Annotated in this window: 19 protein-coding genes; 7 read left to right on the forward strand and 12 right to left on the reverse strand. The window is 29.3% G+C overall.

The window, feature by feature from the left end; all coding sequences use genetic code 11:
• Positions 1–51: 51 nt before the first annotated feature.
• Together QZ306_RS06075 and QZ306_RS06080 are read left to right on the forward strand one after the other, a co-directional pair.
• Positions 52–846, forward strand: a complete 795-nt coding sequence (locus QZ306_RS06075) for an ElyC/SanA/YdcF family protein (RefSeq protein ID WP_295162149.1) — start codon at positions 52–54, stop codon at positions 844–846.
• 20 nt (positions 847–866) lie between these two features.
• Positions 867–2,291 (forward strand): sodium/glutamate symporter, encoded by a 1,425-nt coding sequence (locus QZ306_RS06080; protein WP_295162151.1) that lies wholly within the window; start codon positions 867–869, stop codon positions 2,289–2,291.
• A 35-nt stretch (positions 2,292–2,326) separates the two neighbouring features.
• Here QZ306_RS06080 and QZ306_RS06085 read toward each other — a convergent pair whose 3' ends face one another.
• The 7 genes from QZ306_RS06085 to QZ306_RS06115 form a co-directional block, all read right to left on the reverse strand.
• The gene (locus tag QZ306_RS06085) at positions 2,327–2,815 is read right to left on the reverse strand and encodes a peptidylprolyl isomerase (RefSeq protein ID WP_295162153.1); all 489 of its coding nucleotides are present in this window, start codon (positions 2,813–2,815) and stop codon (positions 2,327–2,329) included.
• Between the two features lie 26 nt (positions 2,816–2,841).
• Positions 2,842–3,417, reverse strand: a complete 576-nt coding sequence (locus QZ306_RS06090) for a peptidylprolyl isomerase (RefSeq protein WP_295162155.1) — start codon at positions 3,415–3,417, stop codon at positions 2,842–2,844.
• A 104-nt stretch (positions 3,418–3,521) separates the two neighbouring features.
• On the reverse strand, positions 3,522–4,697 hold the full coding sequence (locus QZ306_RS06095; protein ID WP_295162156.1) for a LysM peptidoglycan-binding domain-containing protein: 1,176 nt from the start codon (positions 4,695–4,697) through the stop codon (positions 3,522–3,524).
• Positions 4,698–4,750: 53 nt separating this feature from the next.
• Complete coding sequence (locus tag QZ306_RS06100; protein ID WP_295162158.1) at positions 4,751–5,341, reverse strand: hypothetical protein; 591 nt, start codon at positions 5,339–5,341, stop codon at positions 4,751–4,753.
• Between the two features lie 148 nt (positions 5,342–5,489).
• A complete protein-coding gene (locus QZ306_RS06105) occupies positions 5,490–5,963 on the reverse strand; it encodes an META domain-containing protein (RefSeq protein ID WP_295162159.1) in 474 nt (157 codons plus the stop codon).
• A 146-nt stretch (positions 5,964–6,109) separates the two neighbouring features.
• Entirely contained in the window at positions 6,110–6,544 is a 435-nt protein-coding gene (locus tag QZ306_RS06110; protein ID WP_295162161.1) for an ankyrin repeat domain-containing protein, read from the reverse strand.
• A gap of 374 nt (positions 6,545–6,918) precedes the next feature.
• Positions 6,919–7,815: a hypothetical protein gene (locus QZ306_RS06115; protein ID WP_295162163.1), complete on the reverse strand. Its 897-nt coding sequence runs from the start codon at positions 7,813–7,815 to the stop codon at positions 6,919–6,921.
• Positions 7,816–8,058: 243 nt separating this feature from the next.
• Here QZ306_RS06115 and rpsF point away from each other — a divergent pair, with 243 nt between their 5' ends.
• From rpsF to QZ306_RS06135, 4 genes are all read left to right on the forward strand, one after another.
• Positions 8,059–8,406, forward strand: coding sequence for a 30S ribosomal protein S6 (gene rpsF, locus QZ306_RS06120; RefSeq protein WP_295162164.1), 348 nt, complete (start codon positions 8,059–8,061; stop codon positions 8,404–8,406).
• Between the two features lie 18 nt (positions 8,407–8,424).
• On the forward strand, positions 8,425–8,856 hold the full coding sequence (gene ssb, locus QZ306_RS06125) for a single-stranded DNA-binding protein (protein WP_295162166.1): 432 nt from the start codon (positions 8,425–8,427) through the stop codon (positions 8,854–8,856).
• A gap of 36 nt (positions 8,857–8,892) precedes the next feature.
• Entirely contained in the window at positions 8,893–9,225 is a 333-nt protein-coding gene (gene rpsR, locus QZ306_RS06130; protein WP_295162168.1) for a 30S ribosomal protein S18, read from the forward strand.
• Between the two features lie 115 nt (positions 9,226–9,340).
• Positions 9,341–11,068 (forward strand): cytochrome c biogenesis protein CcdA, encoded by a 1,728-nt coding sequence (locus QZ306_RS06135; RefSeq protein ID WP_295162170.1) that lies wholly within the window; start codon positions 9,341–9,343, stop codon positions 11,066–11,068.
• Between the two features lie 72 nt (positions 11,069–11,140).
• Here QZ306_RS06135 and rpiB read toward each other — a convergent pair whose 3' ends face one another.
• The 5 genes from rpiB to feoB form a co-directional block, all read right to left on the reverse strand.
• Positions 11,141–11,590 carry a ribose 5-phosphate isomerase B gene (rpiB, locus tag QZ306_RS06140; protein WP_295162171.1) on the reverse strand — a complete coding sequence of 150 codons (450 nt, stop codon included), beginning with the start codon at positions 11,588–11,590 and terminating at the stop codon, positions 11,141–11,143.
• 220 nt (positions 11,591–11,810) lie between these two features.
• Positions 11,811–12,224 carry a helix-turn-helix transcriptional regulator gene (locus QZ306_RS06145; RefSeq protein WP_295162173.1) on the reverse strand — a complete coding sequence of 138 codons (414 nt, stop codon included), beginning with the start codon at positions 12,222–12,224 and terminating at the stop codon, positions 11,811–11,813.
• 11 nt (positions 12,225–12,235) lie between these two features.
• On the reverse strand, positions 12,236–12,904 hold the full coding sequence (locus QZ306_RS06150; RefSeq protein WP_295162175.1) for a JAB domain-containing protein: 669 nt from the start codon (positions 12,902–12,904) through the stop codon (positions 12,236–12,238).
• A 327-nt stretch (positions 12,905–13,231) separates the two neighbouring features.
• Positions 13,232–14,122 carry a hypothetical protein gene (locus QZ306_RS06155; protein ID WP_295162177.1) on the reverse strand — a complete coding sequence of 297 codons (891 nt, stop codon included), beginning with the start codon at positions 14,120–14,122 and terminating at the stop codon, positions 13,232–13,234.
• Between the two features lie 127 nt (positions 14,123–14,249).
• The gene (gene feoB / locus QZ306_RS06160) at positions 14,250–16,727 is read right to left on the reverse strand and encodes a ferrous iron transport protein B (RefSeq protein WP_295162179.1); all 2,478 of its coding nucleotides are present in this window, start codon (positions 16,725–16,727) and stop codon (positions 14,250–14,252) included.
• A gap of 290 nt (positions 16,728–17,017) precedes the next feature.
• On the opposite strand from feoB, the gene secA reads away from it, so the two are divergent.
• Positions 17,018–19,951 carry a preprotein translocase subunit SecA gene (gene secA / locus QZ306_RS06165; protein WP_295162181.1) on the forward strand — a complete coding sequence of 978 codons (2,934 nt, stop codon included), beginning with the start codon at positions 17,018–17,020 and terminating at the stop codon, positions 19,949–19,951.
• Positions 19,952–20,196: the final 245 nt, after the last annotated feature.

Below are 20,196 nucleotides of genomic sequence, written 5' to 3' on the forward strand. Positions count from 1 at the left end.
ACAATATAAATTATTTTAGTATACTATCACAATTATATATTTGCAGAGTTTATGAAAATATTAGAAAACAGATACAAGAAAAAAATATTAGAAATAAAAAATAATAATAAAAAAATAAAAGAAAAGCAATTTTATAAATTTATTAATTATATAATTTTTATTTTTTCATCGGCATATAAATTTTTTCCTGAAATTACTGCATTTTCTGTAATATTCATACTTATAATATATTTATCGGTTTCATTATACTCAAAAAAATATATATATTCATCATTGGAAGAAATACCATATAATAATGCTGCCTTAGTATTAGGCACAAGCAAATATCTTTATAATGGAAAGATAAATATGTATTTCAAATTCAGAATGGATGCAGCCTATCAATTATACAAAAGCGGAAAAGTAAAGTATATACTTGTAAGCGGAGATAACAGATCCAAATCATATAATGAACCTAAACAAATGCGTATTGATTTAATAAAATTGGGAGTTAATAAAAAACATATATTCTTAGATTTTGCGGGATTTAGAACAAGAGATTCTATTATAAGAGCAAATAAAGTTTTTGAACTCAATAATTTCACCATAGTATCTCAGCCTTTTCACAATGAAAGAGCGGTATTTATAGCAAGGCAGAAAAATATCAATGCAATAGCTTATAATGCAAAAAATGTAAGAAAGTTATACAGATTAAGACAATTCCCAAGAGAGTTAGGAGCTAGAATTTTAATGTTTGCAGATATACTTTTTAATCGTCCCCCTAAATTTTACGGAGATACTATAAAAATAGAGGAAATAAAAGATACAGCAAATAATAAAAGCAATAAAATATATAAAAAACAATAATCCGTTTTTAAGGAAACAATATGACATCACAATTATTAACAGAGCTACTGCAGTCTTTATCTTTATTATCGCTTCTTCTTTTAATAGGAGTATTATTAAGGGCAAAAGTAAAATTATTTCAGACTCTGTATTTACCAGCCTCCGTAATAGGAGGATTCATAGGTCTTTTAATATCTCCTGAAATACTTGGAAGATTTTCAAAAATTTCCATACCGATAGAATGGATAAAGACTTATTCATTATTGCCAGGAATACTGTCAATACCTATATTTGCAGCTATTCCATTGGGTATGTTTTTAACTGAATCAAAAAGCATAAAATCGCTTTATCCTGCAAAAGTTTTAATAGCTTTCGCAATATTCCAATGCGCAAGTATGTTTCAGTCTGCTGTAGGATATTCTGTTAATATAATATTCAGTAAAATAGATCCTCAGATAAATATGTATAGAACATTCGGATACGAGCTTTCCGCAGGTTTTGCAGGAGGTCATGGACTTGCGGCAGCAACTGGAAAACTCCTTGAAGGCTTTGGTATTGAAAAATGGGAAACTGCTCAGGGTGTTGCTTTAACTACAGCTACCATAGGATTAGTCGGAGGAATGCTGTTTGGAATAATATTTATAAATATTGCCGTTAGAAACAATAAAACTAATGTTATAAAAAAAATTGTTAATGAAAATGAAGAAAACTGCAATATACATAAAATAGATAATAATATGAAAGCAGGATATAATAAAGATATAAATAAACAGGCAAGCTTAGGAAGAGAAACTTTTTTAAGCAGCTCAATAGAAACTATCAGTTTTCATTTGGCAGTTATATTTACAGTATGCGGAGCAGCCTATATAGTTTTGAATTTCATAAAAAAATTAGGCATAGCAGGCTTAGATGTTCTTCCTGTATGGACTTATTCTATGATAATAATGTTTGCTTTAAATATTATAATAAAAAAATTAAAATTAGCATGGATGGTAGACGCTAAAATTAAATCAAAAATAATAGGGACCTTCAGCGATTTTGCAATAGTATCCGCTATAACAAGCCTCCCTATAAAGGCAATCATGCATTATATAGCTCCTATAATAGTTATGTGCATAGCAGGATTTACAGCTACATATTTAATAGTATTTATACTTCATAATATATTATTTAAAAACGATTATGCTTTTGAAAGAGCTGTAATTTCTTGGGGCACTTTAACAGGAGTATTAATAACAGGAATGACTCTTCTTAAAATATGCGATCCTGAATATAAAAGTCCCGCTTTAACCGAATTTTCTCTTGGATTTTCTTTAATGTCCGTTACAGGACTTTTAATAGTTCCTATATTAAATACTGTATTGGCAAAAGGATCTGCTTTAGATAATCTGATAACTGCATTGATAACATCAGCTGTTTATTTAGCCATAGCATTTACCGCCTATTTAATTCATAAAAAATCATAATACTATTTAGCTTTTAATTAAATTATAATAAGTTGCTATACTTCTTTTATATAAACTTTGTTCATAACAGAGTTTTCTACAGGATTATCATTATGATCTCTTTTTAATGATACTATCTTATCTGCAACATCCATACCATTTACAACCTCGCCCCATACTGTATATTCTCCGTCTAAATGAGGCGCATCGGCTACACAGATAAAAAACTGAGAACCTGCACTGTCGGGATGCTGACTTCTAGCCATAGAGCATATACCTCTTTTATGATGAACATCGCTAAACTCGGCAGGTATATTAAAATTAGGACCGCCTGTACCATGCAAATGCCTTTTAGTTGCATCCTTACTTATAGGGTCTCCTCCCTGTATCATAAACCTAGGTATTACTCTATGAAATCTTGTTCCGTCATAAAAGCCATCATTAGCTAATTTTTTAATAGCTTCAACATGTTTAGGCGCAATATCTTCATAAAATTCTATTTCTATAGTACCGTAATCTGTTTCAATAAATAAATGCTCTTTCATTTTTAAATTATCCTTAAAATTAATTATTAATTGATAGTTTTTATATAAACTCTATTCATTCTGGCAGGCTCTATAGGATTATCATTTGCATCTCTTTTCAAAGCCGCTATTTTATCGGCAGTATCCATACCGTTTACAACCTCGCCCCATACTGTATACTGCCTATCTAAAAAAGTGCTGTCCGCAACGCAGATAAAAAACTGAGAACCTGCGCTATTTATACTCTGACTTCTTGCCATAGAACATATTCCTCTTTTATGAGAAATATCATTAAACTCGGCAGGTATAATAAAACTAGGACCTCCAGTGCCATGCAAAGCTCTGTTAGGCTGCTTGCTTAAAGGATCTCCTCCCTGTATCATAAATCCTGGTATTACCCTATGAAAAAGAGTTCCATTATAAAAACCATCATTAGCCAGTTTTTTAATAGCTTCAACATGTTTAGGCGCTTTATCAGGAAAGAATGCAATCTCTATAATGCCGTAATTTGTTTCAATAAATAAATGTTCTTTTGAAGTTTTAGGTTTTTGCGCTATAAGTACTGTTGCAAATATTATAATTCCTATTAATGAAATAATAATAATTTTTAATTTTTTATCCAAAATATACACCTCTTTAAATTATAATATATTTAATAATTTTCGTAATTATTTTTTTTAAATTTATTGTAATAACATAATTTTAATGCTGACAATAAGAAATAAGCTCAGCGATTTGCAGAAACTTCATTAATATTTCCGTATGTCTGATTAGCGTCATAAGTTCCGCCTCTATTTTCGCCTTTAAGACTTGGAATAATTAATCTCTGACCTGCCCTTATTATATTAGGATCTTTTATAATATCCTTATTAGCTTCGTATATTCTTCTCCATAAATTACCGTTCCCATATATAAAATCATAAGAAGCTATACGCCACAATGAATCTGTATTAACAGTCCTTATCTGAACTATATAATATTGAGGAAATAATGATCCTTCATCATCATTATATTGCTTATCAGAATCAACTGCCGTATTATCAGATGTGTTTTCCATTGAATTAACTAAACTTATAACATTTTTAGAATGCATTAATGAAGCAGAATAATTATCTGTAATTAAAGCTTCGCCTGCTGATGATAAAGATTTGGAAGCTTCAGAATATAAATTAGGCTTGCTTTCATTATATCTCTCTTTTCCAGCTTTATCAAAATACTGCTGAGCTTTTGCATAAGCCAAAGGAGCCTCCAATCTGTCAAGCGCATTCATTGCATCTTTTGATTTATTCAGCGAATTAATATAATCTCCATTTAGAAGCAAATCTTTAGACTCATCTCTTAATGCCATAATCTCAATATCATTATCATCGCCGTTAGTCAATACAGATTCATCTATTAAATAACCTCTTCTAGGATCTATGGAAAGCACATTATAGCCTAATTCAGATTTTTCAGATGATTTATTATATTCAAGTACGGCATTAGTATAATCGGATACATCAAGCATATTATTTGCAGAATTAATATCCGTAACAGATAACTCATATAATGAAGCCGTTAATTTATTAGTATCTCCGCCAGCTCCTTTAAATAGAGCCAATTTTCTTTCTGCATCTCTCTGACTATTTAAAACATACTCATATATTCCGTATCTGAATATAATTTTATCGGAATACTCTTTGCTCTGTGCCGAATATTCTAAGCTTTGATTATAATCTCCCGCATCATGAGCTTCTATAGCCATTTCTCTATATCTCTGCGCTAATTTATAATCGTCGCTCTCCTTTATGCTGACAGGCAAATCGGAAGGAAGTTCTGGAGCTAAATTTAAAGTATTTGTTTCCTGAGCATATAATATATATGATAATGTCATAATAATAAATAAAAATAACCATTTTTTCATTTTATAAACTCCAAATTATAAATATTAAGTTATGGTAAAAATTGTTTATTTTATTAATTTACGGAAGAAGTTATTTCTAATTCTTCAACTTCTCTGATTTTTTCTTCCGCTTCTTTTATGCCTCTGGAGCTTTCATCATATCTTTTTTTAGTTGTAAAGTACGCTTTATGGTGGTATTTTCTGGCATTAAAAAAACAATTAACGGCTTCTTCATAATTATTAGTACTTAATGCAGATAATGCATTAATATAATTAAGCTCTGCAAACTCATAATTATCTTTATCTACTCTGTATGCTTTTATTTCTTTAGAGTATACTCTATCTAAAGATGTTTCTTCTTTCAATATCTGAGCATATTGAGGCAATCCGTCATTCAAAACATTCTGGTAACTATTCTGCGCAGCCGTAAGCAGATCTCTTACTTTTTTAGAATCTTTATTTTCATCTATAAGTATTAAGGCCTCACAATAATTTGCTTCGGCTATATCAAATTCTTCTTTTGAATAGTTCTGCAAATCATACTTAACAGCTTTTTCTCTTAAAACGGATGCATCTTTATATTCCTTTATAGGCATTGTTTCAGAACAAGATATTATAAAAATAAAAACAAATAATGATGTGAAAATATATTTTTTCAATTTCATAATCACTCCAGTTTTTTATAAAAACTATAGATATTCTTTTATATTATACTACTAACTGTAAAAGTCAATACTTGCTTAAAAATTATTATAAATAAAAAGCAAGATAATTTTATAAATAATTATCTTGCCTTTTACATACAAATATAAATTAATTATTAGTATTTACCGCAGGAATTTCGCCTTTATAGATGTAAATCAAATTTGTACCTGAATCCGTAGTTATAGTTAATACATCTCCGTTTAGAGAAATTGTATCAGCTCCATTTAATATTTGAAAATATTCATTTTCAGCATCCATATCTTCTTCAGGTCCTGCCATTTTAGTAGAACCTAACGCACTAAATATTATATTATTTCCGTCTAAAGCGAACTCAGTAAAATAAAGATTAACGGCAGACTTTCCGCCTATCATATTAGTTTCAGGAAAAGATATAGTAACTTCTTTGTCTTCATACATGTTTGTAAGCATAAATTCTTTACCCACTAAATCTTCAACAACTGTAATAACTGCGGCATCGCCTGTTTTGTCTGCCGATGTTTGTTCTCCCGATGAAGAATTTCCACATGATATCAAAAGTATTGTTCCTGCTGCAACAAGAACCAGCAATAATAATTTTTTCATTTTATTTTTCCTTAAATGTTAAATTTCTTAAAGAATTATATCATAATTGAAATATATCATCAATATTATTAAACGATAAATAATAAAAAATATTAATTTTTTATATTATTTTTTATTATTATATTCTTCTGTATATAAAAATTAAATTATTTACCGCCTGCATTTCTTAAAATTTTTACTATGCCATTATATCCTCTTTGAGATGCATAGTCTATAGCCGTTTTGCCATACTTATCTTTTAAATTAATATCTGCGCCTGCATTTACAAGCATAACGACTATTTCGCTATATCCTTTAGAGGAAGCTCTCATTAAAGCGGTTCTTTTATTATTATTAACATCATTTAAATTAACTTTTTTGCTTATTAATAATTTTACTACTTTTGGCAGTCTTTCCTCTGCAGCTTCTATTAATGGAGTTTCTCCACGCACGTCTCTTGTATTAAGATCTGCTCCCGAGTTTATAAGTTCTATTGCCCTTTCGGTATCTTTTCTCTCTAAAGCATCCATTAAAGGAGTTCTTTTCTCCTGAGTAAATAAACCAATCGTCATTATAAAAAATAAAGCCGTAATTTTTTTCATAAAACTTACCTCCTTAAAATCTCCTTAACTACTCTTTTATTAAATTAATAATACAATAATAAGTATAACATATCTAATAAATATTGTCAATTTTATGTAAATAAATTTCAATAGATTCTAAAATTTCCTATTTTTATGTAAACTAAATTTATATAACATTATAAATACTTAATACTAATTATAGCAAACAGTATGTATATAAATATTTTTTATTTGTAAAGCATTTATTTTTATATTTTTAAAATAAAAAATGTAATATACATCAAAGCAAAAAAACATTTATTGATTTATATACAACATAAAATAAACGCTTTATATAATTAAATAGCGGTTCTCATTTCTGAAAACCGCTATTTATTAAAATTAATTATTAATTACTGAGCATTATCAGCAGCCTGAATATTATTATCCTCTTCCTCTCCGTCTTTCGGAGGCTTAATTTCAGGAGGTATTCCAACAGGAACATCTGCAAAATCAAAATAATTTTCATAAGATATTTTTTGGAATCTGTTAGCTATAGGCTGCATTCTAAAATTATCCACATAGGAAGCAACAAAATTAACGCTTTTACCGCCATAAACAGCATAATATACGGCTAAAGAAGTATTGGCGGCTTTGTTGCCGTAATTTCCATATCTCATAGATGTAAAATCATCAAAAGTAGTATATCCGCTGTTATGAAAACCGCCGTATTTCATATGAAAACCGCCCAAAGTTCTATTGAATAAGCCTCTTGACATTACATATCCGGGGTGAGCATATTCATTTCCTTCATTTCTGTTTTTATATTGCTCTACTGTGTAGTCGCCTTCATAAACTGCACTTACTGCAAAGAGTTTATCTTCATGAAAGAAAAATTTATAAGCCCATTTAGTTTCTTTTCCAGCCAATGTAACATGATCATTAATGGTGTCGGATCTAACCGTCATACATTTAAATTCATTTGTAACAATGAAATTGAAATACAAAATATTTTCATCTCTTGTAAAAAGTTCATAAACATCATTAGTAGTAAATTTAACATTTATCCATTTCATAGTATGAGGATTATACCATATTAAATCTGGATCAGGATATTTACTAACATAAAATGTACCGCTTACAGGTTCAGCGGCAGCCGAAGAAAAATTGGAAGCCGTCAATATTTCATTAACTTCATCAGGAGTAATGCCGTAAGGGATCAAATCATTAAACATAAAAGGAATCGGTTCATAAGCATGCAATGATATTGATATAGCTACCAACAAAAACATAACTAGTAATTTTTTCATTTTGTTCTCCAAGATTTTTTATTATTGTCTATTATACTATATTGAATAATAAAATCAAATACATTATGTTTACTTATAATCTTTTTTTGTATTAATTTCAGTTAATTAATATTACAATTATTATATTATTTTTTATTGACTTTTTAATAAAAATCCTGTAATATTTACAAATATAAAAAATATATGCTTCGCTTCTTTAATTTTATAAAATAATTAAGAAGCTTTGTCCAAGGAGTTAACAAAATGCGAGAATATGAAATATTATTCATAACGGAGATTAACGATGCCGTTCATAAAAATGCTAAAGATCATGTAAAAACGATACTTCAAAACTACCATGCAGAAATATTTAATGAATCAGATTACGGAATTCACAATTTAAGCTACCCTATAAAAAAGGTTAATCAAGGAAAGTTTTATTATTATCATTTCAGATGCAGCGGAAATAATTTAACCAATATTGAAAAAGAACTTCGTTATGAACTCAGCATACTAAGATTTATAATAGTCCGTTTAGATGAAATTATTCAGAAAAATAAAAAAGAAGAAAATAAAGACAATAGTAATGAAGAAGTTTCTAAAGAAGCTTAATATAAAGGGCTTATAATTATGGCAACAGATTTTAATAGTGTAACTCTGATAGGAAGACTTACCGCAGATCCCGTTTCTAAATATTTACCGAGCGGAAGCGCAGTTGCGGAATTTTCTATAGCAAACAATTATTATGCAAGCAGTAAAAATACAACAGAAGTTAATTATTTTGATGTAGTAGCTTTTGGAAAAACGGCTGAAACCGTAAGCAAATTCCTTACTAAAGGAAAGCAAATTGCTGTAATGGGAACATTAAGGCAGGAAAGATGGCAGGATAAAGATACAAACGCTTCAAGATCTAAAGTTAGAATCATTATGCAGTCTATGCAGATGCTAGGAGCTTCTGGAAATAATGCTCAAAATAGTATGGATACTACTTATTCCCCTTCCGTATCAAATAACAATGCTGATTTCGGAGGTTTCGAAGAAGATGATGAAGTACCGTTTTAATGAATATTTAGTAATATAATTTTTTAGGAGATAAAAATGGATTTAGAAAATACAGAAAATATAAAAAATACAGGCAATGAAGAAGAAGCAAAATCTAAGACTGAAAGAAAAACTCATTTTAATAAGGACTCTAATGAAAAAGACGGAAGAAAAAAATTCTTCAAAAAAAAAGTATGCTACTTCTGTAAAAATAATATAGATGTATTAGATTATAAAGATATAAAGCTTCTGAAAAGATATGTTAAAGACAGCGGTAAAATAATACCTAAACGTTTAAATGGAACCTGCTCTAAACATCAAAGACTAGTAACTAGGGCTATTAAAAGAGCTAGAAATATAGCGCTTTTGCCTTATGAAACAAGATACTGATTTTTTTAATTTATTGAAAAATAAGCGGCTGTTATAATATTTATATCGGCTGCTTTTTATTTTAAAATTACTATATAAATAAACTTAAATTAATATAAAAAACGGGGCGCAAATAGTGAATATAAATCAGTTAAAATATATCATAATACTAATCGCATCATATACAATCGCATTGGGAAATAATTTAATTGATTTAAATACATTTAATGAATTAAATAAAAATACGAAAATTAATTTTATGCTTCAGACTAATGATAATAAATTAACTGTAAAAGCAAATATACCAGATAATTATTATGCATATCTTAAATCGGATACGGCAAATAAAATATTATTTTTTAACGGCAATAAAGAAATAAATACAATATACCCTAAAGGAGAAAAATATCATAATGACATTATAATAAAAGGAGAGACTGAGTTTATATTAAAAGATATTAATATAAATAATATAATCTTTATAAAGGCATCATATCAATTATGTTCTGCAGAGAATAATATATGTTTAGCTCCTCAAAGCGAAATACTTTACGGAGATAAAATCAATATTGATAATTCGGATAAAAAACCAGAAAATGCAATCTCTATAGCAAACTCAATAAAAGAAAGCAATAATATATTTATAACATTAATTCTGATATTCTTATCGGGAGCGGCTTCCGTACTTCTTCCATGTACTTATCCTTTGCTTTCCGTAACTGTATCTATTCTAGGAAGCAAGAATAATTTTTCAGATAATAAAAAATCAAGCGTCTCAGCTTCGTTTTTATTTGCTTTAGGAGTTATAACAACATATACGCTTTTAGGCTCCGTGGTTTCAGCAGCTGGATTTATTTTTAATAAGACAATTCTTTTCGGAAGCATAGGATATAATCCCATAATATTAACTATTTTAGTGCTGCTGTTTTTATACTTTACATTTTCAATGGCAGGTTTTTATGAAATTAAATCTCCTAGTTTTTTTAAATCTGCAAAAAATAATGCATACTCTAAAAAAAATCAATCAATATTGCATAAATACATAATGGGACTTCTTGCAGGATTAACAGCCACCCCATGCGCAGCTCCTATAATAGCCGTTATTTTAGAAATAGGATTTCTAAATCCTATGTTTGCATCTCTTTATATGGCAGTTTATGCTTTGGGATTTTCTTCAGTTTTATTTATACTTGGTACATTTGCTTCAATACTTACTAAAATGCCTAAAGCTGGAAGCTGGATGATTTATGTTAAATATATTTTTACTTTATTAATGATAATAATAAGTTTCTACTATGCCGATATACTTTTCAAAGTTTTAGGATTTAATAATATAAGTTATATACTTGCTTCTTTAATGATAACAGTATTTGCATTAATAGTTTACATAATAAAAAGAAAACATTATGCATTAAGCCTATTAGAAATAAAAATATTTACTTTCGTATTAATAATATCTCTATTATTTGGAAATATTTACGGATTTATAAAATCAAAAAATGAAAACTGCAATTTAATATCATATAGTAAAGCATTAACTCTTTCAAAACAAAACAATAAACCCATATTAATAGATTTCAAGGCCGTTTGGTGCGCTAACTGCTATGAACTTAAAGATAAAGTATTTGCCAATAAAGAACTTAAAAAGTTTATAGACGATAATTTTATTTTTACCGAAGCAGATGTTGATAAAGATAAAAATATTTCAGATGAATATAATATTAAATGGCTTCCTTGGATAATAGTAATTGACAGCAAGAAAAATATATTATATACCAAAAATTCATTTTCAAGTTTTGATAATGATACGGCTTTAACTATAAAAAAAGACTTGGAGGAAATAATTTTAATTAATAAAAACTAAATGCTTTTATATTTTTATATAAAAAATAATTATAAAATCAAAGCTTTAATATATAATAATTTATTAAAAAAATTAAATATCCTCTCCGTTTTCTATTTTTGCAATAAGCCCTACTCTTTTTGCATGTCTTCCGCCTTCATATTCAGCATCAAGCCATTCTTTAACTATCATCTTAGCCAAACCGACCCCGACAACTCTTGATCCGAATGCTATTATATTAGAATTATTATGCTGTTTAGAAAGCTTAGCGGAATAAGGCTCGCTGCATACAGCTGCTCTTATGCCTTTAACTTTATTTGCAGATAATGATATTCCTATTCCAGTACCGCATATCAAAACGCCGCCTTCATATCTTCCTGCTGCAACTTCATCTGCAACTTTTTTTCCGTATATAGGATAATCGGAACTTTCCGAAGTGTAAGCTCCAAAATCTTTTATTTCATGTCCCAATTCTTCTAAATATTTTATTATCTCTCTTTTTAACTCTAAAGCGCTGTGATCACACCCTACAGCTATTTTCATAAACCATTTTTCCTTTTAATAATTTGCTATATTATAATACATTTAAAAGTAAATACAACTTATTAATATATATTCCGCATATAAAAATAAATACAGTTTTTAATAATAAAAAAAGTTTTAATATTTCTGCAAATTAAAGTCTGCATAAATATATAAGCTATAAAACTTTTTATTTTTTAAATAGTAAAAAATAATTAAATTATTTATGATATAAATTAATCTATATATTCTTTAAATCTTTTATTATAATATCTATATTTGTAAGCTGCAAAGCAGAATAATTTTTTAATTTATTAGCTATATGCAAAAGCTTTTTTGTCTTTTCTATATGATCATAACTGAATAATACAGCTATAGGAATATTTAAAGATTTAGCTATTTTATTCAAATTTATAATAGATATGTTTCTCTTTCCAACCTCCACGCTTTGCAGATATTTATCTGATATTCCTGACATCTTTGCTATTTCAGATATTGTTTTCATTTGAGATTTTCTTATGGCTCTTATATTCTTTCCTACAAAAGATATAAACTTATCATCATCTATTGATATTTCTTTATTATTTTTATTATCTTCTTTATATTCTCTTATAATTTTATTATAAAAAGGCTTCTTCAAATTAGTAGTAAGCATACTCAATCCTCCTAATTATATCTATATTTATCAAACATACCATCTTCCTTAAAACTATAAAAAGAATTTCCAGCAATTATAATATGATCAAGCATTTTTACATCAACCATTATAAACGCTTTATATAAAACCTTTGTAATTTCAATATCCTCTTTAGAAGGCTTTGATATGCCTGAAGGATGATTATGAGCTATAATAACATAGCTGGATCCAAGAGATAAAGACTTCTCTACTAAATCTCTGGGATATATAGTGGCAGAATCTATTGTTCCCCTGAATATATGATTCATAGATATAAATCTTTTATTCATATCTAAGCAGATTATAGAAAAAGTTTCAAATTTAAGATTTCCTAATTTTATTATAAGATAATTAATTAAATCTTTTTTCTTAATATGCGGAGAATCATATTTCAAACTGCTTAATAAATAATACTCCAAAATTAGCGGAATGCTTTTTATTAAATTAATTTTTTTTGTATTAAGCCCTTTTATTTTTAAAAGCTCATTTTCCGAAGCATTAACTATATTATGCAGATTATAGAATTTATAATACAGCTTTTCCACTATAGTGCTTGCTTTCTCCGAAGATATTCCATTTGATATAATAGAAGCTAATATTTGTTTTTCCTTTATAATATCGGCATTACTATTATCATCATTAAAAAAATCATTATACATACGCATTTCCTCAATAATTATAGTATAGCTTTAGTTAAACAAATTATTTAAATAAAATAAGCCATTTATTAAAGAAAATAAACAGTATATAATTAACTTTTTATAATTTTTTACAAAAAACTATAAAATTAATATTCAAGATTATATATTAATTTTATCATACATTATGTATTAAATATATATATAAACTTTACTCAATTATTATGAATTATATCAAGAGTGTATAATGCAGAAAAAATCCCACATAATTTAAATATTCATCTTGAAAAATACTTTATATGCTTATATTTTAATACATGGGATTTAAAAGCTGATTTTTATTTTTTACTATTTTATAGGCAGATAAGGAGATCGTCCTGCAAAACCATAATCGGCAATTTTTCTAGTTAAATCGGAAGGATTACCGTCAAGTCTCGGCGCATATCTCTTATTATTGCCTATAGAATCCAAACACCATTTATATATTTCAATTTCTCCGTTAGGCTTTACTATTCCCACAGGATCATATTCATAAAAATAAGAAAGTCCGCTGACTGCAAACTTTATCTGGCTGTTTAAGTTTTCACTGCCTGCACTGGCTTCCCATCCTAATTCCACAGCGCCCCATTCTAAAGGTGCAGGTATTCCAAGTATTTTTTTCCATTTAGTAGGAACAGCAAATGCAAATACAAGCTTTGAATAACTGTCTATAGCTATCAGATAATTATCGGTATTAAGTCCAGCACTTCCTGTAAATCTATAAAACCAAAATCTCTTTAATCTATCGCTTTTATTATATGAACTTTCAGAACCGAAAGCAGGATTCATATTCTTATACATATAATATTTTACTTTACTTACATTAAATCCTGCAGCTTTTGTATTTGTACCGTTATAATAATATTCATTTCTGTATATGTCACCCGATTTCCAAGTATCATCTTTTATCAGCATATATTTAGGTCTGTTCTTCAAATCAAAAGAGGCTGCTATTACATACTCATTATCAAGATCAAGACTAAAACCTCTGTAATTAGGATCATTCCAATCGCCCGTTTTGAAAGGATCTTTCTTAGGATCTAAAATACCCTCTTCTCCGATATCAGGCTCTTCAGTTCCGTTTTCTTCTCTGTCGGTATTCATTTGCTGATAATAATATCTCGGATTTAAATAACTTCCGCAGGTATCAAACAATACTGACAGTATTATAATAAATAAAATATTTCTAATAAAAGGCATATTCTTAATATATAATTTCTGATTAAATTAAGCATACTAATAAAACAATGCCTATATCAAAAATATAAAAATTTTATGATATAATTAAATAAAAATATTATATATAAAAAATATACCGTTTGCAAAACTATATAATACCCGCAATTCTTCCTGCTATTTGATAAAAAATAAAACTAACTGCCCAAGCAACTACCAATGTATAAATCATTAAGAAAGGTATCCATTTCTTACCTATCTCAGAGCCTATAACACCTACAGCAGCAAAGCAAGGGAAGTATAACAGTACAAAGAGCAATAAAGTATATGCTACCACAGGATTAAATACAATGTCATTTTGTAATGATTCTGTAAGTACTGCTTCATCACCGTCTTCTATAGATTTTATTTGAGCTATTGTAGATACAAGCACCTCTTTTGCAGCTCCTCCAGCTACAAGTCCAATTCCTATTCGCCAATCAAATCCTAAAGGCTTTAATACAGGCTCTATAAATGTTCCTATTTTACCAGCATAGCTATGTTTTAAACCTTCAGAAGCCATTAATCTATCATACTCAGTATTTACTATTTCTTCATCATTGACATCTAAACCTTGAGAAACTGCCAATTCTTTAGCTTCCTGCATAAGTTTGATATTATCATCTTCAGCAGGTATATACTGAGGGAATGTCATTAATGCCCATATTATTACGGATGCGGCAAATACATAAGTACCTGCTTTCTTAATATACATAAATCCTCTGTCGAACATATGTCTTAATACGGTCTTAGCTCTGGGAATTCTATACGGGGGAAGCTCCATTACAAATGGAGTTTCTTCTCCTTTAAAAAATGCTCTCCTAAATATGAATGCCATTACAAATGCCATCAATACACCTATTATATATATACTAAACATAATTGAAGGAGCAATTTTTGGAGAAAAGAAAGCGCCTATAAGAAGAACATAAACTGGAAGTCTGGCTCCGCAGCTCATAAATGTAGTTATTAAAACCGTTACAATTCTGTCTTTTTTACTCCTAAGCGTGCGTGCTGACATTACGGCAGGAATGGTGCATCCGAAGCCTAGAAAAAGAGGTATAAATGACTGACCATGCAAACCTAATTTATGCATTATTTTATCCATTAAAAAAGCCGCTCTTGCCATATAGCCTGAATCTTCTAAAAATGAAATACCTGTAAATAGTATCAGCACAAGAGGAAGAAAGGAAAGTACAGAGCCTACGCCTCCTATAACACCGTCTACAATAACGGACTGCATCAAACTGCCGTCTGGAAGAAGCCTGCCTGCAAGGTTGGATAATCCTTCTATACCAATTTCAAACCATTTCTGAGGATATGCCCCAACTGTAAATGTTATTTTAAATATAAGCCATAATACAATCAAAAATATCGGAAGACCAAGCCATTTATTTAAAAATATTATATCGGCAGCCTCAGTAAAATTAAATGCCTGTATATTGTCTTTATGTACAGCTTCCTGCAAAGCTCCTCTTATATACGAATATCTTTTATCAGCCATTACAGAATCGGTTTTAGTATTCATAGAGGCTTCCAATTTAATTATTTCATTATTTAAAGCTTCTATTACCTCCCCGCCGTTATTACATTGTCTTCTTATGGAATGAATGGCTCTTTCATCTTTTTCTAAAGCCTTAATGGCAAGCCATCTTTTATGCAAACCGCTTATATCTCCCTGCATCTTATCTGTAATTACTTTTATGGATTCTTCTGCCTCTTCGCCGTATCTTATAGCAGAGTCTTTGACTAATTTGTTTCCAGATTTATAAAGCTCCTCTATTTTATCCAATATCATAATAACACTTTCATATTTATTTCCATGAACTTTTATAACAGGAAATTTAAATAATTCAGTTAGATTTTTCTCATCAATTTTTATTCCGTTTTTTTCTGCATACTCATACATATTAAGCACGCATATTATAGGTATGCCCAACTCTACAAGCTGAAAAGTAAGATAAAGATTCCTTTCCAAATTTGTAGCGTCTATAACATTTATAACAAAATCGGGCTTTTCATTAAGAAGAACATCGCATGCCACAACCTCATCTTGAGAATATGCACTTAAGCTGTACACCCCCGGTAAATCTATCAAATCATAAGTATAGCCGTTATATATGATATCAGCCTGTCTTTTTTCAACAGTTACTCCGGGATAATTTGCTACTTTATAATTAGCACCCGTTAAAGCATTAAATATAGTTGTTTTACCCGAATTAGGATTGCCTGCTATTGCTACTTTAAATTTTATATTATTAGAAGGAACTTTTATCTTTTTAGCTATACTATTTTTATCTTCCACAAATATATCTTCAGTATTTATTTCTTTATATTCAATAGTTTTTCTTTTTTTTATATCAATATTGAATCTATCAACTTCTATTCCGTCAGCTTCAGATTTTCTCAAAGAAATTTCATAATCCATTATATGTACTTGTATAGGATCTCCGAGAGGCGCTTTTCTCACAACCCAGCCCTTAGTTCCCGGAGTAAATCCCATTTCTATAATTCTCTGTCTTATTTCTCCGTCAGTTGACACCTTATCAACAATAAAACCTTCCTCAATATCCAATTCAGTTAATTTCATAAATCTCCCCTTAAAAATAAAAAATTAATATATATATAATAATGTTTGTATATTCTAACATTATGTTTGTATATTCTAACATTTTATATATTTTTGTCAATAGAAAACAATTAATTTTAATGCCCGCCTGCACAAAAATAGGATTATTTTTATATTTAAAAATATATACATTTTCTGCTTTATTATATTTACATTTTATGTTATTATTGAGTTTTATTATACAAAATTTTAATTATTTATTTAGGTTAATATCATAATACAATTTTCACTTTTAAGGAGATTTATATCTGATGGGAGCAATGGACTTAGTTTTTAAATTAATATTCGGCTCTAAAGAACAAAATGATGCTAAAATATTAAAGCCTATAGCTGAAAAAACATTAACATTTGAAGAAGAAATAAAAAAATTAAGTAATGAAGAACTTACAAATAAAACAAAAGAGTTCAGAGAAAAAGTGGAAAAATATATAGGATGCAAAACGGAAGAATTAGATTTAAGCAAAGAAGAAAATAAAAAAAAGCTTCAGGATATATTAGATAATATACTTCCTGAAGCATTCGCAGTTGTTCGGGAAGCAAGCATAAGAACTACAGGAATGAGGCATTTTGATGTTCAGATAATGGGAGGAGCTGTACTTCATCAGGGAAGAATTGCAGAAATGAAGACGGGAGAAGGAAAAACCCTTGTTGCCACGCTTGCAGTTTATCTGAACGCATTGACAGGTTTAGGAGTGCATGTTGTAACGGTTAATGATTATCTAGCCAAAAGAGACGCTGAATGGATGACGCCTATATACTCTATGCTTGGAATAAGCGTCGGAATACTTGATAATACAAAACCTCATTCGCCTGAAAGACGCGCCGTTTATAATCTTGATGTTGTTTACGGTACTAATAATGAATTCGGTTTCGACTACTTAAGAGATAATATGGTTGCAAGAAAAGAGGATAAAGTTCAAAGAAAATTCTATTATGCTATAGTAGATGAGGTTGACAGTATTTTTATAGATGAAGCCAGAACTCCGCTTATAATATCAGGGCCTGCAGAAAAAAATATAAAAATGTATTATGAAATAGACAGAATAATACCTATGCTTAAAGAGGCTGAAGTTGATGAGAGAATGCGGGAAGTTTCAGGAACGGGAGATTATGTTCTTGATGAAAAAGATAAAAATGTATATCTTACCGAAGAAGGAGTGCACAAAGTTGAAAAACTTCTTAATGTAGATAACCTATACGGAGCTCAAAGCAGCACTATAGTTCATCATGTCAATCAGGCATTAAAAGCGCATAAGGTATTTAAAAGAGATGTTGACTATATGGTTAAAGACGGCGAAGTATTAATTGTAGATGAGTTTACAGGAAGAGTTCTTGAAGGAAGAAGATACAGCGACGGACTTCATCAGGCAATAGAGGCTAAAGAAAAAGCCGCTATACAAAATGAATCCCAGACTTATGCCGCAATTACATTTCAAAACTATTTCAGAATGTATCCCAAACTTTCGGGTATGACAGGTACTGCAGAAACTGAAGCCGAAGAGTTTTATAAAATATATAAATTGGATGTGGCTGTTATACCTACAAACAGACCTATATCAAGACAGGATTTATCGGACAGAATATACAGAACAAAAAAAGCTAAATTTGAAGCTTTAGCAAAATATATAAAAGAACTTCAAGATGAGGGCAAACCCGTGCTTGTAGGTACGGTATCGGTAGAAATGAATGAAGAGCTTTCAAAAGTATTTAAAAGACATAAAATCAGTCATGAAGTATTAAATGCAAAAAACCATTCAAGAGAAGCTCAGATAATAGCGCAGGCAGGAGAACCGGGAGCGGTTACTCTTGCCACAAATATGGCGGGGCGGGGTACAGATATTGTACTTGGAGGAAATCCTGTTGCCAAAGGAGTTTCCGAAATAGATCAGATAATTGTACTTATGAAAGATAAATTATTTAAAGAGAGAGATCCTTATAAAAAAGAAGAATTGGCTGAAAAAGTAAAAGCTTTGGATCTTTATAAAGAAGCTTTTGTAAGAAATATTATTGCAGGAAAAACAGACGAGGCTAAAGAATTGGCTGAAAAAAATAATGCCTCTGAAATGATAGAAAAAACAGAAAAAATAATACAAATAAATGAGAGATCAAAAACAGATAAAGAAAAAGTGCTCGCAAGAGGAGGTCTTCATGTTATAGGAAGCGAGAGACATGAGGCAAGGCGCATCGATAATCAGCTTAGAGGAAGAAGCGGAAGACAGGGAGATCCGGGTTTAAGCGTATTTTTCTTATCGCTTGAAGATGACTTAATGCGTCTTTTCGGAGGAGAGAGAGTTTCAAAAATGATGCTTGCTATGGGAATGGGAGAAGAAGAAGAGCTTGGGCATAAATGGCTAAATAAATCTATAGAAAACGCTCAGAGAAAAGTTGAAGGCAGAAACTTTGATATAAGAAAACATTTGCTGGAATATGATGATGTTATGAATCAGCAGCGTATGGCAGTTTATGCAGAAAGAGATTATATACTTTATTCGGACAATATATCTTCAAGAGTTGAGGAAATAATAGGAGAAGTAACCGAAGAAGCAATTAAAAATATATCAGGAAATAAAAAACATATTGATGCTTTGGAAGCAGAAAAATGGCTTAATAGTTATTTAATAAGCATAGATGAAAGCGCCGTAAATAAAGCCTCTGAAGGCGGCTATGATAATGCCGTTAAAAACTTTACTGATATACTTACAGAAATATACAGAAAAAAAGCTTCAGAAATAGATGAAAAAATATTCAGAGAAGCGGAAAAAAATATATTCCTGTCAATAATAGATAACAGATGGAAAGATCATTTATTTGCTATGGATAGTTTAAGAGAAGGCATAGGCTTAAGAGGATATGCCGAAAAAAATCCGCTTACAGAATATAAACTTGAGGGATATAAAATGTTTGTAGCTACTATGGACGCTATACATAATGAACTTGTAAATCTTATAATGAGGGTTAGAATAATACCTAATTCTTATGATTCAATTAGAAGAGAAAGCGCATTTGACGGAGGAGTAGAAGAAAAAAGCAGCGCTAATGCTATGGAAGGCATAAATCATAATGACAGAATTAATCATGCTGATGTAAAAATGCCGAAGAAAATAGGAAGAAATGATCCTTGTCCCTGCGGAAGCGGAAAAAAATATAAGCATTGTCATGGTCTTGAAAATTATAATAAAAAATAAAAACATATAATTTTAAAATTTCTTGATTCTATTATAATATTAATGTTTTTTTAGATGAACATATTATTTTATTTTTGACATACTTTCTTTTATCATTATAAGAAATTGTAATAACATAATTATATTATTAATTATTTCTATAATCTGAATATTTTCATGACTTTAATTCTATAAAAAATATATTATATTCTGCTAATAATAATATTAATTAAAATCAATTATTATAAAAAAGGCATCAGACTTTT

The organism is uncultured Brachyspira sp., from assembly GCF_910588665.1.
Classification (GTDB): Bacteria; Spirochaetota; Brachyspiria; order Brachyspirales; family Brachyspiraceae; genus Brachyspira.

Coding starts and splice junctions, on each gene's coding strand:
- QZ306_RS06075 (WP_295162149.1), top strand. CDS start 52: ATGAAAATATTAGAAAACAGATACAAGAAAAAAATATTAGAAATAAAA.
- QZ306_RS06080 (WP_295162151.1), top strand. CDS start 867: ATGACATCACAATTATTAACAGAGCTACTGCAGTCTTTATCTTTATTA.
- QZ306_RS06085 (WP_295162153.1), bottom strand. CDS start 2,815: ATGAAAGAGCATTTATTTATTGAAACAGATTACGGTACTATAGAAATA.
- QZ306_RS06095 (WP_295162156.1), bottom strand. CDS start 4,697: ATGAAAAAATGGTTATTTTTATTTATTATTATGACATTATCATATATA.
- QZ306_RS06100 (WP_295162158.1), bottom strand. CDS start 5,341: ATGAAATTGAAAAAATATATTTTCACATCATTATTTGTTTTTATTTTT.
- QZ306_RS06105 (WP_295162159.1), bottom strand. CDS start 5,963: ATGAAAAAATTATTATTGCTGGTTCTTGTTGCAGCAGGAACAATACTT.
- QZ306_RS06110 (WP_295162161.1), bottom strand. CDS start 6,544: ATGAAAAAAATTACGGCTTTATTTTTTATAATGACGATTGGTTTATTT.
- QZ306_RS06115 (WP_295162163.1), bottom strand. CDS start 7,815: ATGAAAAAATTACTAGTTATGTTTTTGTTGGTAGCTATATCAATATCA.
- rpsF (WP_295162164.1), top strand. CDS start 8,059: ATGCGAGAATATGAAATATTATTCATAACGGAGATTAACGATGCCGTT.
- ssb (WP_295162166.1), top strand. CDS start 8,425: ATGGCAACAGATTTTAATAGTGTAACTCTGATAGGAAGACTTACCGCA.
- rpsR (WP_295162168.1), top strand. CDS start 8,893: ATGGATTTAGAAAATACAGAAAATATAAAAAATACAGGCAATGAAGAA.
- rpiB (WP_295162171.1), bottom strand. CDS start 11,590: ATGAAAATAGCTGTAGGGTGTGATCACAGCGCTTTAGAGTTAAAAAGA.
- QZ306_RS06145 (WP_295162173.1), bottom strand. CDS start 12,224: ATGCTTACTACTAATTTGAAGAAGCCTTTTTATAATAAAATTATAAGA.
- QZ306_RS06150 (WP_295162175.1), bottom strand. CDS start 12,904: ATGTATAATGATTTTTTTAATGATGATAATAGTAATGCCGATATTATA.
- QZ306_RS06155 (WP_295162177.1), bottom strand. CDS start 14,122: ATGCCTTTTATTAGAAATATTTTATTTATTATAATACTGTCAGTATTG.
- feoB (WP_295162179.1), bottom strand. CDS start 16,727: ATGAAATTAACTGAATTGGATATTGAGGAAGGTTTTATTGTTGATAAG.
- secA (WP_295162181.1), top strand. CDS start 17,018: ATGGGAGCAATGGACTTAGTTTTTAAATTAATATTCGGCTCTAAAGAA.